Below are 15640 nucleotides of genomic sequence, written 5' to 3' on the forward strand. Positions count from 1 at the left end.
CCGGTGCAGAGGCGAAAACACCTCGCGCGGCCCGCGTCGGGTCGGTAGGAAGGGACGATGGACACCGAAGCGCTGGACCCCCTGGAAGCGCTGATCGCCGAGCGGGCCTGTGAGCGGCTGGTCGTCGAGTTCGTGCGCCGACTCGACCTCGGTGAACCGGGCGACGTGGCAGAGCTGTTCACCCCCGACGGGGTCTGGGAGTGGGCCGAGGGGGACCGGCGGATCGAGGGGCGCGAGGCTCTGCGCGGCTACTTCGGCGGACCGACCGAACGGCTGGAGCCCGCCGCGCACCCGCGACCGGGGGACGCCCGGCGCGAGGGGTGACCGGTGCCCGGTGCCCGGCAGGAGGACCTGCCGGGCACCGGGGGCGTACGCGCGGGAGGCGTGCGGGGGGTCAGACCGCCGGGGCCGGGAAGGTCGGGTACTCCACGCCGGAGACGTGCTGGACGACCCGGATGACCTGGCACGAGTAGCCGAACTCGTTGTCGTACCAGAGGTAGAGGATCGCGTTGTCGCCGTCGACCTTGGTGGCGCCCGCGTCGACGATCGAGGCGTGCCGCGAGCCGATGAAGTCGCTGGAGACCGCGTCGGGCGCGCTGATGAAGTCGATCTGGCGCTTGAGCGGCGAGGCCAGCGACACGTTCCGGAGGTAGTCGAGGACCTCCTCGCGGGTGGTCTCGCGCTCCAGCCGCAGGCTGAGGATGGCGATCGAGACGTCCGGCACCGGCACGCGGATCGAGCTGCCGGTGATCGGCGCCTTCAGCTCGGGCAGCGCCTTGGCCACGGCCGAGGCGGCCCCGGTCTCGGTGATGACCATGTTGAGCGCCGCCGAACGGCCACGGCGGTCCGAGCCGTGGTAATTGTCCAGCAGGTTCTGGTCGTTGGTGTACGAGTGGACGGTCTCCACGTGCCCGCGCAGCACGCCGTACTCGTCCGCCATCGCCTTCAGCGGCGGCACGATCGCGTTGGTCGTGCAGGACGCGCAGGACAGGATCCGCTCGTCCGGCTTGACCGTGTCGTGGTTGACGCCGTGCACGATGTTCGGGACGTCGCCCTTGCCCGGCGCGGTGAGCACCACCTTGGCGATGCCCGGCCGGAGGTGGTTGGAGAGGCCCTCGCGGTCCCGCCACCTGCCGGTGTTGTCGATCAGGATGGCGTCCTTGATGCCGTACGCCGTGTAGTCGACCTCCCTCGGGTCGTCCGAGTAGATCATCTGGATCTCGTTGCCATTGGCGATGATCTTGTTGTTCGCCTCGTCCACGGTGATCGTGCCCTGGAACTGGCCGTGGATCGAGTCGCGCCGCAGCAGCGAGGCGCGCTTGACGATGTCCTGCCCGGAACCCCTGCGGACGACGATGGCCCGCAGGCGCAGACCGTTGCCCGAACCGGCCTTCTCGATGAGCAGGCGGGCGATGAGCCGGCCGATGCGGCCGAAGCCGTAGAGCACCACGTCACGCGAGGCGCGGCGCTCGATCTTGTTGTCGCCCGTCGCCCCGGCGACGGCCTCCGCCGTGAACTCCTCGACGGAGAGTCCGCGCCCGTCGGCCCGGTAGGTGGCGGCCAGCATGCCTATGTCGATCTGGGACGGGCCGAGGTCGAGTGTCGTCAGCGCCCGCAGGAACGGCATCGTCTCGGTGACGGAGAGTTCCTCACCGGCGATCTGCCGGGCGAAGCGGTGGGTCTTGAGGATGCTGACCACCGACTTGTTCACCAGGGAGCGGCTGTGCAGCAGGACGTTGACGTCCTGCTCGCGGTGCAGCTTCCCGATGATCGGGATCATCGACTCCGCGATCTCCTCGCGGTGCATCCAGTTGGTGAACGAGTCGTCATTGACAGTCACAAGTTTATCTTTCGAGCTAGGCGGCGCTCATATGCTAACCGGCGGCCTCCTCGCCCCGTCGAGTGGTCCCCCGCCCGGTGCGGGCTCCCCTCGCCCGGTCCGGGCGGGGCCGGTGCGTCCGGCGCGGTGGCGGCCCGTTCGGCGCTCCGGGGCGAATCGGGGCCAAGGCGGCCCAATCGGGCGCGCGTGCGAGAGGTCATACCAGAGTGGGACGGATGGCGGGCAAGTTCGACAACTGCCCGTCGCGCATACGTCATTGACGACTACCGTGTGTGCCCGGTGATCAACGGTGGGCTCACAACGTTCGGGCCTGCCCGACCGATGACCCGCGCCTGACCGACCACCGTAGGGGCCACCGCATGGACGCCGGCACGACCGCCGGCCCCCGGTGCCCCCTGTACCGAGGACGCTGATGTCTCAACTTCGCGCACCCGACGCGCGACCGGACCGCCGTGAAGGCGGGCGGCACGGCCGCCCCGGCACGCGCGCCCACACGGCCACGAGCAGGCCGCGCCCCGCAGGGCCTCCCCCCGACGCCCGCATACGGCCCCAGTTGCTGCGGACCGCACTGCTCCCGGCCATCGCCGCCGTGCTCAGCGGGGCCGCGGCCGTCATCTTCACCGTCCGCGCCGGCGCCGTCGACGCCTCGCCCAGCCTCTGGGCGGCGCTCGGCGGATCCGCGGCGCTCGCCGTCGCCGCCGTCGCCGCCGCCTACCTCGGGGCCAACCGCGTCTCGGGTCAGGTGCTCGACCGGGCCCTCGCGCTCCGGCGCGCCAGCGCCCAGGGCCAGGCCGAGCTGCGACGGGTGATGGAACAGCTCCGCAACGGGGAAACCGTCACCGCCCGACCGCCCGCGCAGCCCGCGGCGCCCGGCGCCGACGCCTTCGACCTGCTCGGCCAGGAGATGGCACGGGCCCAGGAAGCCTCCGTCGCCGCGGTCGTCCAGGCGTCCCAGCTGTTCAGCAGCGCCGGCAACGACCAGAAGGTCGAGGTCTTCGTCAACCTCGCGCGACGGCTGCAATCCCTCGTCCACCGCGAGATCCAGATCCTCGACGAGCTGGAGCACGAGGTCGAGGACCCCGACCTCCTCAAGGGCCTCTTCCACGTCGACCACCTCGCCACCCGGATCCGCCGCCACGCGGAGAACCTCGCCGTGCTCGGCGGAGCCGTCTCCCGGCGGCAGTGGAGCAACCCGGTCACCATGACCGAGGTGCTCCGCTCGGCCATCGCCGAGGTCGAGCAGTACCCCAGGGTCAAGCTGGTCCCGCCGATGGAGGGCACCCTGCGCGGCCACGCCGTCGCCGACGTGATCCACCTGCTGGCCGAGCTGGTCGAGAACGCCACGGTCTTCTCCGCCCCGCACACCCAGGTCCTGCTCCGCGTCCAGCACGTCACCGCCGGCCTCGCCCTGGAGGTGGAGGACCGCGGGCTGGGGATGCCGGACCACGAGCAGAGGCGGATGAACGCCCTGCTCTCCGACCCCGACCAGGTCAACGTCGCCCACCTGCTCCAGGACGGGCGGATCGGCCTGTTCGTCGTCTCGGCCCTGGCCCGCCGCCACGGCATCGCCGTCCGCCTCCAGAGCAACATCTACGGCGGTACGCAGGCGGTGCTCGTCCTCCCGCAGTCGCTGCTCGGGACCGACCCCGACGCCCCGCCCTCGCCCGACGCCGTGCCCGTGCCGCCCCCGGGCGCCGTGCACCGGCCGCCGGTCGAGCCCCAGGCGCCGGCCGTCCCGCCGCGGAGCGGTGCGGCCCGTCCCTCCGAGGACGGCTCGCACCGGAGGCCCGGCCGCGAGCAGGACGCCGGACCGCGACCGCCGGCGGACGACCCCCCGCGCAACGGCCCGCCGCAACCGCCCGCGGGCGAGGCCCCGCCCCTCCCGCTGCGCGCCGAACGCATCGACCGCCCCGCGTCGCCCGCCTCCCCGCCCGAGCAGGACGACCGCTCCGCCCACGAGCGCGACGACCGCCCGGCTCCGTCCTCCCGGCCCGAACTGCCCAAGCGGACGAACCAGGAATCCCTCGTCCCCCAGTTGCGCGAGGCACCCGCCCCGCGCGTCGAGGACGAGCACGCCCTGCACGACCCGGGCCTCATGGCCGCCTTCCGGCGCGGCGTCGATCTCGCCGAGGCCCAGACCGCCCAGGAGGAGAGCCCCGACGGCGGATACGGGGCCCCCGGCGGCACGGGGGCCGGGGGGCAGGCCGCCCTCGACGCCCCGCTGGAATCCCTCTCGCCCCTTCCCGTACGCGGAGCGACCGTCCAGCCCGGCCTCCCCGGCCCGGCCGGGGAGCCGCGGCCGGAACACGCGCTGCCCGCGGCCGGCCTGCCCGTACCGGACAGCTACCCGCCCGACGCGTACCCGCACGACAGCCCCCCGTACGGGCGCGGCGCCCACGACCGGAGCGCCCACGACCGCGAACCGGGCGAACCCGGAGCGTTCGCGGCCGACCCCTTCCTGCCGGGCCGGATCCTCCCGGAACCGCGCAAAGACGCCACCTTCAAGGAGCAGACACCATGACGACCGACATGCCGTCCGGCCAGGTCACGGACCTGGACTGGCTGCTGAGCGGACTGGTCCAGCGCGTGCCCTACACGCGCAGCGCGGTCCTCCTCTCCGCCGACGGGCTGGTGAAATCCGTGCACGGCATGGACCCCGACAGCGCCGACCACATGGCGGCCCTGGCCGCCGGGCTCTACTCGCTGGGCCGCAGTGCCGGGGCCCGCTTCGGCGACAACGGGGACGTCCGGCAGGTGGTCGTCGAACTGGACTCCACCCTCCTGTTCGTCTCCACCGCCGGATCCGGCACCTGCCTCGCCGTCCTCTCGGGGCGCGAGGCGGACGCCGCGGTGCTCGGCTACGAGATGGCGATGCTGGTCAAGAGTGTCCGCCCCTATCTGACGACCCCGTTGCGGCAGCCGGCCGGGTCGCAGTTCACCCCGGGGCACTGAGGATGCCGGCCCCGCAGGACGGGCCCCTGCTCGACGACGCGGCCGGCCGGCTGATCCGCCCGTACACGATCAGCAACGGCCGCACCCGGCCGTCCACCGCGTTCGACCTGCTGTCCCTGATCATGGCCACGGGCATCGAGCCGGACATTCCGCTCGGCCCGGAGCACGCCGTGGCCCTCGGCATGTGTGAAGGGCCGATGTCCGTCGCCGAGATCGCCGCGCACCTCCGGCTGCCCGCGGTCGTCGCCAAGGTCATCCTCTCCGACCTGGTGGCCTGCGGCGCGGTCACCGCGCACGCCCCCGCTTTCCACGACATGCCCACCGACCGATCCCTGCTGGAGGCAGTACTCGATGGTTTACGACGACAGCTCTGACCGCACCCGAACCTCCGCGTTCTTCCCCGTGGCACTCAAGGTCCTGGTCGCCGGTGGATTCGGCGTCGGCAAGACGACGTTCGTGGGCGCGGTCAGCGAGATCGCCCCGCTGTCCACCGAGGAACTGCTGACCCAGGTCAGTGTGGGGACGGACAACCTGGAGGGGGTCGAGTCCAAGACGGCCACCACCGTCGCCATGGACTTCGGCCGCATCACCCTCTCCGAGCAGCACGTGCTCTACCTGTTCGGCACACCGGGCCAGGAACGCTTCTGGTTCATGTGGGACGAACTCTCCCAGGGCGCCCTCGGCGCCGTGGTGCTGGCCGACACCCGGCGCCTCGCCGAATGCTTCGCCGCCGTGGACTTCTTCGAACGGCGCGGCATCGGATTCATCGTCGCCGTCAACGAGTTCGACGGCGCCTACCGCTACGAGCCGGACGAGGTCCGCGCCGCGCTCGACCTCGGGCCCGAGGTCCCCGTCGTCCTGTGCGACGCCCGGATCGCGAGCTCCGGCACGGGCGCCCTCGTCACCCTCGTACAGCACCTCATCAACGCCACCACGGCGCCCGCACCGCTGCAGACCTTCGGAGCCCACCCGTGACGTCCTTCGCCACCGGCCGGATGCTCCTCACGCCCACCGACCGGCACGGTCCGGCCCGCGCCGAACGGCTGCGCAGACTGGACCTGGGCGAACGCCCCGACGCCTCCTACGACAACTTCGACGCCTTCGCCGACAAGGTGGCCGAAGTCACCGCCTCCCCCTTCTCGATGGTCAACTTCATCGACGAGAACCGGCAGTTCTTCGCCGGACTGCACACTCCGACGGGCAACCGCGGTGGCCGGGAGCTCGGTTCGGCCGCGGCGGGCAGCAACCGCAGCAGCCGGTACATGGCCCGCGACCACGGCTACTGCCCGCACGTCCTCGTCCGGCGCAAGGCCCTCGTCCTGGACGACGTCTGCGACTACCCGCGCTTCGCGGGGAATCCGGTGGTGGACGACATAGGCATCCGCTCCTACCTCGGGGCGCCGCTGATCGACCGCACCGGCATCGCGCTGGGCACCGTCTGTGCCGTCGACACCGTGCCGCGCCCCTGGGGGCGGGCCGGGCTCGACACCATCAAGTCGCTCGCCCATGAGCTCGTCCGCCAGATCGACGACCGGGAGGGCCACCACCCCATCTGACCCCCCGCAGCCGGTGCCGTTCTCAACTCCCGGGCGGCGCACCGGTGCTGCCCCGCAGGACCACGTTCCCCTCGATCCGCAGCACCCGGGAGCGTCCCGCCCCCGAAGGCGTCCGCAACGCGAGGGCGATGACCTGCTCGCCCATCTCCGTGAGCGGCAGCGCCACCGTGGTCAGCGGCGGCGACACCTCACGCACGACGGGAATGTCGTCGAACCCCGCCAGCGACATGTCCTCGGGAACACGTACGCCGGCCTCCCGCAGCGCGGCGAGCGCTCCGACGGCCATCACGTCGGTCACCGCGAACACACAGGTGGGCCGCGAGCCCCCGGAGGCCAGCAGCTGTCGTGCCGCCGCGTGTCCGCCCTCCCGGGTGAACGCACCCCGCACCACGCGCTCCAGCGTGATGCCCGCCCGTGCGAGCCCCTCACGAAAGCCCGCCAACCGGTCGGCCACGGTGGTCAGTTCGGGAGGACCGCTGAGCACCGCGAACTCCCGGTGGCCCAGCGCCACCAGTGAGGCCGCGAGTGCCGCGGCCCCGGCCCGGTTCTCCGGCTGCACGGTGTCCACCCGCATGCTCCGGTGCCGGCTGACCACCGCGACCCGCCCGCCCGCCCGGACGTACGGCTCCAGCTCCGCGTCCATCGCCCGCTCCCAGGCGCGGTCCTGGAAGCCGGAGCCGATCAGCAGGATGGCCCGGGCGCGCTGGGCCCGCAGCATCGAGACGTACGCGATCTCCCGGGCGGGCTCGCGGAAGGTGGAGGCCAGCATCACCAGCAGGTCCTGTTCGGCGGCGGCGCGCATCACTCCGCCGGCGATGCCCGCGAAGTACGGGTCGCCGACGTCGTGGCAGATCAGCCCGACCGTGCGGTTGCCCTCGGGGCTCGCGAGGGCCTGGGCGTGGGCGTTGGGGATGTAGCCGAGGAGATCGGCCGCCGCGCGGACCCGCCCGCGCAGGTCGTCGCGGACCCGGGCGGTGCCGTTCAGCGCCCGGGAGGCGGTGGCGAGCGAGACGCCCGCCTCGCGCGCGACGGCGTCGAGCGTCACATGGGCGGCGGGGGCCCGGCGTCGCGTATCGGGATGGACCGGTGTTTCCCGTTCACTCAACTCGACCCCCAGGGGTGCGGTGGTGGCAGGGCCCCGAAACTTCGGGACGACCTCTTGACCGTGCGAGCGAGCAGTCATTAGCGTGGCGGCACCTTACCAGAAAGCGCTTTCTGAAAGCGCCTTCACGGTGCGGGTCCGCAGCATCGCACCCTTGCGCAGGTCTCCACAACTGCCCCCGAAGTCCAGGGAGTTCACCGTGAGTCAGAGCGCGTTGGCCAAGCGCCCCGCCGATGTCGCGGGGGTCGCCCGCAGGGACGGCCCCACGGCCGGGGAACGGCTCGCCCGAGCGGCGGAGCAGAGCTGGCGGCCCCTTACCCTGCTGCTGGCCGCTCTGGTGGCCTGGTGGGTGATCGCCGCCGCCGAGCTGATCGAGCCCTACCTCGTGCCCTCGCCCGGCGCCACGCTCGACGTCCTGACCTCCAAAACCGGTTACCTCTGGCAGCACACCTGGGTGACGACGTACGAGACGCTCCTCGGCTTCATCATCGCGGTCGCCGTCGGTGTGCTCGCCGCGGTGGTGATGGTCTACTCCTCGACGGTGGAGCGCACGCTCTACCCGATCCTGCTTTTCGCCCAGGTCGTGCCGAAGATCGCCATCGCCCCGCTGTTCGTGGTGTGGCTCGGGTTCGGCATCGCCCCCAAGATCCTCATCGCCGTCCTCATCGCCTTCTTCCCGGTGGTGATCTCGATGGTCACCGGACTCAAGGCGGTCGACCCCGAGATGCTCCAGCTCTCCGCCACCATGGGGGCGAAGCCCTGGCAGACCTTCGTGAAGATCCGGTTCCCGGCCTCCCTGCCGCACCTGTTCTCCGGGCTCAAGGTGGCCGTCACCCTCGCGGTGACCGGTGCGGTCGTCGGTGAGTTCGTCGGGGCGAACGAAGGGCTCGGCTACGTCATCCTCCAGGCCAACGGCAACCTCGACACCCCGATGCTCTTCGCGGGGCTGCTGGTGATGTCGCTGATCGGCGTCGTGCTGTTCGTCGTCGTCGAGATCGCCGAGAAGCTGCTCCTGCCGTGGCACGCCAGCCGGCGTGAGTCCTCGGCCACCACCACGTTCTGAAACCCCCGTCGCGAGAAGGGCCAGCCCATGCACGCGCGCAGACTCCTCATCGGTGTCGTACCCCTCGCCCTGGTGGCCGCCACCGCCTGCGGCGGCGAGGACGCGTCGACCAGTACCAGTGACTCGGGCAAGAAGCTCGACAAGGTCACGCTGACGCTCAACTGGTATCCGTACGGCGAACACGCGCCGTTCTACTACGGCAAGCAGCAGAAGATCTTCGAGAAGCACGGCATCGACCTGGACATCCGGGCCGGGCAGGGCTCCCAGAAGACGGTCCAGGCCACGGCCGCCGGGCAGAGCGACTTCGGCTGGGCCGACACCCCGGCCCTGCTCGCCGGTGTCGACCAGGGCGTCCGGGTGAAGAGTCTCGGCGTCTTCCTCCAGACCACTCCCGCCTCCGTGCAGTCCTTCGACGCCGAGGGCATCGAAGGACCCGCCGACCTCAAGGGGCGGACCATCGCGGGCACGGCCGGGGACGCGCTGTCCAAGACGTTCCCGATCTTCCTGAAGAAGAACGGCATGGGGGAGTCGGACGTCAGCGTCCAGAACACCGACCCGGCGGGCAAGATCGCCGCGGTGATCTCGGGGAAGACCGACGGGCTGCTCGGCTACGCGAGCGACCAGGGCCCGATCATGCAGGACAAGGCCGGGAAGCCGGTCTCCTACATCCGGTTCTCCGAGCACGGGCTGAACTTCTACTCCAACGGGCTGCTCGCCGGGCAGAAACTCCTCGGCGCGAAGCCGGAGGTGGCGGAGCGCATGGTGAAGGCGGTCAGCGAGGCGTGGGCGGCCGCCGCGAAGGCGCCCGAGCCGGCCGTGGCGGCGATGGAGGGAGCCTCCGAGCAACTGCCGCCGAAGGCCGTGCTGTCCGAGCAGTTCGCCACGACGCTGACCCTGCTGCACACGGCCGCCACCGAGGGCAAGGCGCCCGGCGTCAACACCGAGGCGGACTGGCAGCAGACCATCGACGTGTTCGCCGAGGCGGGCATGGTCACGAAGCCGAAGGCCGTGGCGGAGTACTGGGACACCGACAAGGCGCTGAAGGGATGACGATGCAGAAGCAGCAGACGACACCGCGTACCGCGCAGGCCACCGGGGCGGCCCCCTCGGCGGCGGTCCGGCTCGCGGACGTGTCGGTCCGCTTCCGCAGCAAGAAGCGCGACGTCACCGCGATCGACGACGTGTCGCTGGACGTGGCGCCGGGGGAGTTCATCGCCATCGTCGGACCGTCGGGATGCGGCAAGTCCACCCTTCTCAAGCTGGTGGCCGGTCTGCTCACGGCCTCCTCGGGGGAGGTCCTGCTCGGCGGCGAGCGCGTCACCGGACCCCGGCACGACATCGGTTACGTCTTCCAGCGCGCGGCCCTGCTGGAATGGCGCTCGGCGCTGCGCAACATCCTGCTCCAGGCGGAGATCCGCCGCCTGGAGCCGACCGTGGCGCGCGCCAGGGCCGACGAGCTGATCCGGATGACCGGGCTGACCGGATTCGAGGACGCCCATCCGCACGAACTCTCCGGCGGAATGCAACAACGCGTCGCACTCTGCCGGGCGTTGCTCCACGAGCCGCCGGTCCTCCTGATGGACGAGCCGTTCGGCGCGCTCGACGCCCTCACCCGCGAGCAGATGAACACCGAGCTGAACCGGATCTGGCGGACCACCGGCACCACGGTCCTGCTGGTCACCCACTCCATCTCGGAAGCCGTCTACCTGGCCGACCGGGTCGTGGTGATGAGCCCGCGCCCCGGCACCGTCACGGAGGTCATCGAGGTGGGCCTGCCCGCCGAGCGCGACTACAGCGAGACGCTGGGCCGCCCGGAGTTCCGCGCCGCGGCGGCGCACATCCGGGATCTGCTGGGCGCGGTGTCCGCTCAGGACTGAGGGGTGCGCCCCGAGGGGGCGGGAAGCGGCGGAAGGTACGTGCCGGGCAGGCCCGCTGCCCGGCACGGTCGTGTTGTCGGCGCGCGGTGCGGACTACGACCGTACGGTCACGGCGGCGATGCCCGCCGCCCGCAACTCGCTCGCCAGCAGTTCGATCTCGGGCCCAGTGCCGAGATGTCCGCCGTCGAGTATCAGTTCCAGCGCCGCCCGGGCTTCGGCGAGCGTCCGACCGCCGTGCGACCGCAGAACACGGAGGGCGGGAAGCGACCGGACCGGGCGGTCCGGCACGGACAGCCGGAAGACACCGTGCTCGGCGAGCATCCGGCCGCGCAGCGGCTCGGGGAGGGTGCCGTCGCACACCAGCGTCGTCTCCCCGCAGCGGGAGCACTGGTGCTCCTCGTCCCAGCGCAGCCGGTCGTCCACCACGGCCTGCGTTCCCGAACAGCGCGTGGCCGCCCCGCATCCGTCGCAGGTGGTCGACCAATGGACCGTCGCGCACTTCACCGTGACCGCACCCCGTTCGGTAGGTGGGCCCATAGTGCCACCCGTGCCACTCCGTGAGGCGCCGCGGCTCCGCCCGGGGCCGGACGGCGGTCCGGCCCCGGGCGCGGTACCGCACCCGGGGCCGGACCGCCGGCGCCTTCGCTCAGTAGCGCAGCCGGGACAGATAGCGGTAACTGGCCCGCGCCGAGGCGAACGGGTCGGCCGGGGCGTCGTGCTCCACCAGCCACTGCTTCACCCCGCCCTGCCGCGCGGTGTCGAACATGGCCGGGAAGTCCAGGATCCCCGACCCGACGTCAGCGAAGTCCCCGTTCGGCGCCATGTCCTTCACGTGGAGCGCGGGGAACCGGTCCCGGTGCCGGAGGAACAGTTCCCCCGGGTCGGACGAGCCGCCCTTGGCCGCCCAGTAGAGGTCCAGCTCGAAGCCGACCAGCTCCGGATCCGTCTCGTCGAGCAGGATGTCGTACAGGCTGTGGCCGTCCACCACCTCGTGGTCGCCGCCGTGATTGTGGTACAGCAGCTTCAGCCCGGACTCCCGGGCGGCCAGGCCCGCCCGGTTGAACTGCCGGGCCACCTCCCGGTATCCGTCCGGTGAGTGCAGCGAACCCGGCAGGCTCGGCACCACGATCCACCGGCCGCCCAGGGTGTGCACGTCCTCCAGCGCCCGCGGCAGCCCGGAGCCGGTGACGATGTCGTAGCCGACGTGCTCCAGCACGGCCTTGAGCCGGTTCCGGTCCAGCATCCGCCTGATCGCGGCGGGGGAGTTGCCGTGCCGGCCGCTGACGCCGACCGTCGCGTACCCGATCTCCGCGAGCTGCTCCAGCGTCCCCGCGAAGTCCGCCGCGAGCGGCGTCCGCATCGTGTACAGGTGCATGCCGATCCCCGACGGAGGGATGCGCCGGCAGCCCCGCCGCCCGGCCGCGGCGGCCGGGGCCGCGCCGATCCCGACGGCGGCCACCGCCCCCAACGCCGCACCGAGGAAAGCTCGTCGGGCTCCGTTCGTGGGCATCGTTCCCATGGGGCTCCTCACTTCACGTCGATGCGGACGGCGCCGGTGCTCGTGTCGCCCTTGTCGTCGGTGACCGTCAGCCGCGCGGTGTAGGCGCCCCCGCGCTCGTAGGTGTGCTTCGCCGTCGCACCCTCGGGCCCGGACGGCTTCACGTTGTCGCCGAAGTCCCAGTGGTACGAGGCGATCGTGCGGCCCTTGGCCGGTGTGACCGTGCTGCTGAGCGACACGGCGAGGGGAGCGGTGCCGGACACGGGACCGGCCTTCACCCTCACCGTGGTCCCGGCCTTCTTCTCGACGCCCGGACCGTTGAAGTGCAGCCAGTCGACCGAGAGCAGATCGGCCTTGCCGGGAGCCCAGTCCGGGTGGGTGAACACGGCGTACAGCGTGGTCGTGCCGCCCGGGTCTTTGAGCTTCGTCGTCGGAGAGACCAGCTTCTCCCAACCGCCGGTGTTCGGGATGCTCACCGAGCCCAACAGGGCGCCGGTGGGGGAGCCGGCCCGGAATTCCACCGTGCCGCCGAGACCGCCGGAGGACGCGCCCACCGTCACGGACTCGACGCCCTTGAGGTTCACCGGTTCGAAGGCGATCCAGTCGCCGGCCTCGATCTCGGTCAGCCGCTTGCCGCCGGAGGCGTCGGCCCGGCTTCCGGTCTCCGCGCCGCCGTTCGCCCCGCCCGTCGCCGTACGGTGCTCGGCCTCGCGGAAGGAGGTCCGCAGGGTCAGCGAGGTGGACCCGGTCAGCGCCGGGGCGTCGGGCGCGCCCCGGTCCTCGTACTGTGCGGTGATCCCGTAGTAGAGGTTCTGCCCCGGGCCATGGCTGTCCCCGGCGTCCGTGATGATCTCGCCCGTGCAGCCGGTGTAGTTGTCCAGGGGATGCAGATGGGTGTCATGGCCGAGCTGCGACTGCACCACGACCCGCGAGCAGTCGATCCGACCACTCCCGCCGTCCTCCGCGTCGGTCACCTTCACCGTGAACGGGATCGTGTCCCCGAAGCTGAACATCCCTCCGTCCGGAGGCTGTTGGATCGTCACCTCGGGCCTGGTGTTGCCCACGGTGATGTCCTGCACCGCGAGCGCCGTCAGTTCGCCGGGGCCGGTCACGGTCAGCCGCGCGGTGTGCAGTCCTTTGGCGGTGTACGTGTGCGTGGGATCGGCCTCGGTCGAGTCCGTGGTGCCGTCGCCGTCGAAGTCCCAGGCGAAGGTGACCGGTTGGTCGCCCGGCAGGCCCGAGCCCGCGCTGGAGAACCTCACGGTCAGCGGATCCGTCCCGCTGTCCCGGTCGACGGAGATCTTGGCGTCGGGCAGCCGGCCGTCGCCGACGTAGTCGATCCGGTAGATCCCGGCGCCCTCGTTGCTGCCGCCCCGCCCGGTTCCGCTGCCGAGGCCGAAGTCGATGACGTACATCGCTCCGTCAGGACCGAAGTCCGCGTCGAAGGGCTGGTTCCACTCCATGTCCTCGAAGATGCCGTTGATCGACTGGAGGTCGCCCGCCTGCACGGGGTCGAACCGGGGGTCGGTGAAGCTCTGGTCCTCGCGCTGGTAGGAGAACGTCTTGAACCAGCGGCGGGTCAGCTCGTAGTTGAACGCCTTCCCCTCGAAGTACTCCGGGAACTTGGTCCGGTAGGTGTTGTCCGGGTCGTAGTCGTAGACCGGACCGCCCATCGGCCCGCCCCCGCCGGTGCCCACCTCGGGGAACTCGGCCGAGGCGGAGTAGGCGTACCAGACCGTGGCGGGCTGGGCCGGCGGCAGCTCCCGCAGGCCGGTGTTGTTCGGCGAGTCGTTGACCAGCGCCGAGCAGTCGAACCGGGGACCGGACGTCTTCGTCGCGAAGTCGTAGTCGTTGAACGGGGTGTTGTTCCCGATGCAGTACGGCCAGCCGAAGTTGCCCGCCTCGGTGATACGGGTGTACTCGACCGTGCCCTCCGGCCCCCGGTCCGCCTTCGCCTCGCGGGCGTCGGGGCCGTAGTCCGCGACCATCAGGGCCCCGCTGATCGGGTCGGTGGTGATCCGGAACGGGTTGCGCATGCCCATCGCGTAGATCTCGGGCCGTGTCCTCTCCGTACCCGGGGCGAAGAGGTTGCCCTCGGGAACGGAGTACGTGCCGTCGTCCTCGGGGGTGATCCGCAGGATCTTCCCGCGGAGGTCGTTGGTGTTGCCGGCGGTCATCTGCGCGTCCCAGGCCCGGCGGCCCGCGCCCTCGTCGATCGGGGTGAAGCCGTCCGAGGCGAACGGGTCGGTGTTGTCGCCGGTCGCCGCGTACAGGTTGCCGTCCTTGTCGAAGGCGAGCGAACCGGCCATGTGGGAGTTGGCCCGGCCCTCACCGCGCAGCGTCGGAACGGTCAGCAGCCGCTTCTCGGACGCCGGGTCGACGGTGTCGCCGTCCGCGGTGAAACGCGACAGGTTCAGCCGCTTCTCGACCTTGTCGGAGTAGAGCAGGTACAGCCAGTTGTTCTCGGCGAAGCCGGGGTCGAGCGTCAGGCCCAGCAGCCCGTCCGACTGGCTGGTCATCTCCGGGGTGTACGCGAAGTCCAGCGCGGTGGAGACCTTCATCGTCTCCTGGTCGATCACCTTCAGCTTCCCGGTCCGCTGGGCGAAGAACACCCGGCGGTCGGGTGCGACGGCCAGCTCGAACGGGTCGGCCAGATCACTCGTGGCCAGCGGGGTCCGCTGGAACGAACCGGTGCGTGTCGCGGTGCAGTCGCCCTCCGCCACGCCGGCCGCCCACTGGATGCCGCCGAGCAGGTGCTGGACGAACGCCTCCTCCTGGAAGGCCGCCTTGTCATGCCCGCCCGCCGTGAACCAGGACCGGCCGCCGTCGTAGTTCTGGCACCAGGAGAACGGGTGGTCCACGCCCTCGTCCAGCCCGTCGATCCCGTCGCGCACCTTGATCTGGGCGAGGGTGTGCACCGTGGACGTGGGATTGGCGCGCCAGTTGTACCACTCCTCCTGGCGCTCCCAGAGGTCGGGAAGGTGCTCGGTCGAGGGGTGGGTGTGGTCGAGGACCTTGACCCGGCCGGTCTGCGGGGCGGGGTGCTTGTCGAAGATCGCGCCGACGAGCCCTTCGTACCACTCCCAGTCGCGTTCGCTGGCGGACGCGGAGTGCAGGCCGACCCAGCCGCCGCCGGCCCGGATGTACCGCTGGAGAGCGGCCCGCTCCTCCGCGTTCAGCAAGTCACCCGTCTCCGGTGTGGAGTTGGTGTTGTTGAAGACGACGGCCTGGAAGCGGCCGAGGTCGGCGTCGTTGAAGACCGAGGAGTCGGCGGTGGCCTCCACCTCGAAGTCGTGCTCGGCCCCGAGCTTCCGCACCGCCTCGATGCCGGCCGGGATCGAGGGGTGGTCGGAGTTGGTGACCTCGGAGTAGACGAGCACCCGGTACGAGGCCGCAGCCTGCGCGCCGGTCGGCGACGCCACCAGCAGGGCGAGGACCAGCGCCAGAAGCGAGGTGACGGCGATGAGGGGGGAGGGGCCGCCGGGGGGTCGGCCGACGCGGCCGGCCCGGCGTGACGAACGGCGTCTCATGGGGCGCTCCCTGTGCGGTAGATGCCGACTGTGGGGTGTAGAAAGCGCTTTCTGAAGTACGCCGTTCAGAGTAGGTTCAGTGTTCCGACGGGGTCAATGGGTCTGCGGGGCCCACCGTGCCCGTCGGGGCGCGGGGCCGGGTCGCGCGTGGATGTCAGTGCCGGGCGTTACGGTCGAATCCCGGCGAGAAGCCGCCGGCACCCCTCGAAACGGAGGCCCGGG

The 15640-nt window shown here is 71.5% G+C and carries 13 protein-coding genes and 1 pseudogene; 9 read left to right on the forward strand and 5 right to left on the reverse strand.

Annotated elements, in window-relative coordinates:
• Positions 1 to 57 precede the first annotated feature (57 nt).
• A pseudogene (locus DTB53_RS20210) lies at positions 58 to 276 on the forward strand (nuclear transport factor 2 family protein); the annotation flags it as partial.
• A 118-nt stretch (positions 277 to 394) separates the two neighbouring features.
• Here the strand turns inward: DTB53_RS20210 and DTB53_RS20215 are convergent.
• Positions 395 to 1840, reverse strand: coding sequence for a glyceraldehyde-3-phosphate dehydrogenase (locus DTB53_RS20215; protein WP_003964822.1), 1446 nt, complete (start codon positions 1838 to 1840; stop codon positions 395 to 397).
• A gap of 412 nt (positions 1841 to 2252) precedes the next feature.
• Here DTB53_RS20215 and DTB53_RS20220 point away from each other — a divergent pair, with 412 nt between their 5' ends.
• Genes DTB53_RS20220 through DTB53_RS20240 form a run of 5 tightly spaced genes read left to right on the forward strand, consistent with a single transcriptional unit; the run spans position 2253 to position 6348 of the window.
• Positions 2253 to 4361 (forward strand): sensor histidine kinase, encoded by a 2109-nt coding sequence (locus DTB53_RS20220; protein ID WP_012378186.1) that lies wholly within the window; start codon positions 2253 to 2255, stop codon positions 4359 to 4361.
• Positions 4358 to 4792 (forward strand): roadblock/LC7 domain-containing protein, encoded by a 435-nt coding sequence (locus DTB53_RS20225; RefSeq protein WP_003964820.1) that lies wholly within the window; start codon positions 4358 to 4360, stop codon positions 4790 to 4792. The genes DTB53_RS20220 and DTB53_RS20225 overlap by 4 nt, the downstream gene beginning before the upstream one ends.
• 2 nt (positions 4793 to 4794) lie before the next feature.
• Positions 4795 to 5166, forward strand: a complete 372-nt coding sequence (locus tag DTB53_RS20230; protein ID WP_012378185.1) for a DUF742 domain-containing protein — start codon at positions 4795 to 4797, stop codon at positions 5164 to 5166.
• Positions 5144 to 5767: a GTP-binding protein gene (locus tag DTB53_RS20235; RefSeq protein ID WP_003964818.1), complete on the forward strand. Its 624-nt coding sequence runs from the start codon at positions 5144 to 5146 to the stop codon at positions 5765 to 5767. The genes DTB53_RS20230 and DTB53_RS20235 overlap by 23 nt, the downstream gene beginning before the upstream one ends.
• The gene (locus DTB53_RS20240) at positions 5764 to 6348 is read left to right on the forward strand and encodes a GAF domain-containing protein (RefSeq protein ID WP_003964817.1); all 585 of its coding nucleotides are present in this window, start codon (positions 5764 to 5766) and stop codon (positions 6346 to 6348) included. Before DTB53_RS20235 ends, DTB53_RS20240 begins: the two co-directional genes overlap by 4 nt.
• Before the next feature lie 22 nt (positions 6349 to 6370).
• Here the strand turns inward: DTB53_RS20240 and DTB53_RS20245 are convergent, their stop codons facing one another.
• Positions 6371 to 7393, reverse strand: a complete 1023-nt coding sequence (locus DTB53_RS20245) for a LacI family DNA-binding transcriptional regulator (protein WP_012378184.1) — start codon at positions 7391 to 7393, stop codon at positions 6371 to 6373.
• Positions 7394 to 7649: 256 nt separating this feature from the next.
• Here DTB53_RS20245 and DTB53_RS20250 point away from each other — a divergent pair, with 256 nt between their 5' ends.
• From DTB53_RS20250 to DTB53_RS20260, 3 genes are read left to right on the forward strand one after another with little or no spacing between them, the layout of a single operon-like run.
• Positions 7650 to 8513 (forward strand): ABC transporter permease, encoded by an 864-nt coding sequence (locus DTB53_RS20250; protein ID WP_012378183.1) that lies wholly within the window; start codon positions 7650 to 7652, stop codon positions 8511 to 8513.
• A gap of 27 nt (positions 8514 to 8540) precedes the next feature.
• Positions 8541 to 9563, forward strand: coding sequence for an ABC transporter substrate-binding protein (locus DTB53_RS20255; RefSeq protein WP_012378182.1), 1023 nt, complete (start codon positions 8541 to 8543; stop codon positions 9561 to 9563).
• A complete protein-coding gene (locus DTB53_RS20260) occupies positions 9560 to 10390 on the forward strand; it encodes an ABC transporter ATP-binding protein (RefSeq protein WP_003964813.1) in 831 nt (276 codons plus the stop codon). Before DTB53_RS20255 ends, DTB53_RS20260 begins: the two co-directional genes overlap by 4 nt.
• Before the next feature lie 93 nt (positions 10391 to 10483).
• Here the strand turns inward: DTB53_RS20260 and DTB53_RS20265 are convergent, their stop codons facing one another.
• From DTB53_RS20265 to DTB53_RS20275, 3 genes are all read right to left on the reverse strand, one after another.
• The gene (locus DTB53_RS20265; protein WP_236586415.1) at positions 10484 to 10816 is read right to left on the reverse strand and encodes a hypothetical protein; all 333 of its coding nucleotides are present in this window, start codon (positions 10814 to 10816) and stop codon (positions 10484 to 10486) included.
• A 220-nt stretch (positions 10817 to 11036) separates the two neighbouring features.
• Entirely contained in the window at positions 11037 to 11909 is an 873-nt protein-coding gene (locus DTB53_RS20270) for a sugar phosphate isomerase/epimerase family protein (protein WP_042495613.1), read from the reverse strand.
• Between the two features lie 8 nt (positions 11910 to 11917).
• The gene (locus DTB53_RS20275) at positions 11918 to 15418 is read right to left on the reverse strand and encodes a ThuA domain-containing protein (RefSeq protein ID WP_012378179.1); all 3501 of its coding nucleotides are present in this window, start codon (positions 15416 to 15418) and stop codon (positions 11918 to 11920) included.
• Positions 15419 to 15640: the final 222 nt, after the last annotated feature.

The sequence above is a fragment of the Streptomyces griseus genome, from assembly GCF_900460065.1.
Classification (GTDB): domain Bacteria; phylum Actinomycetota; class Actinomycetes; order Streptomycetales; family Streptomycetaceae; genus Streptomyces; species Streptomyces griseus.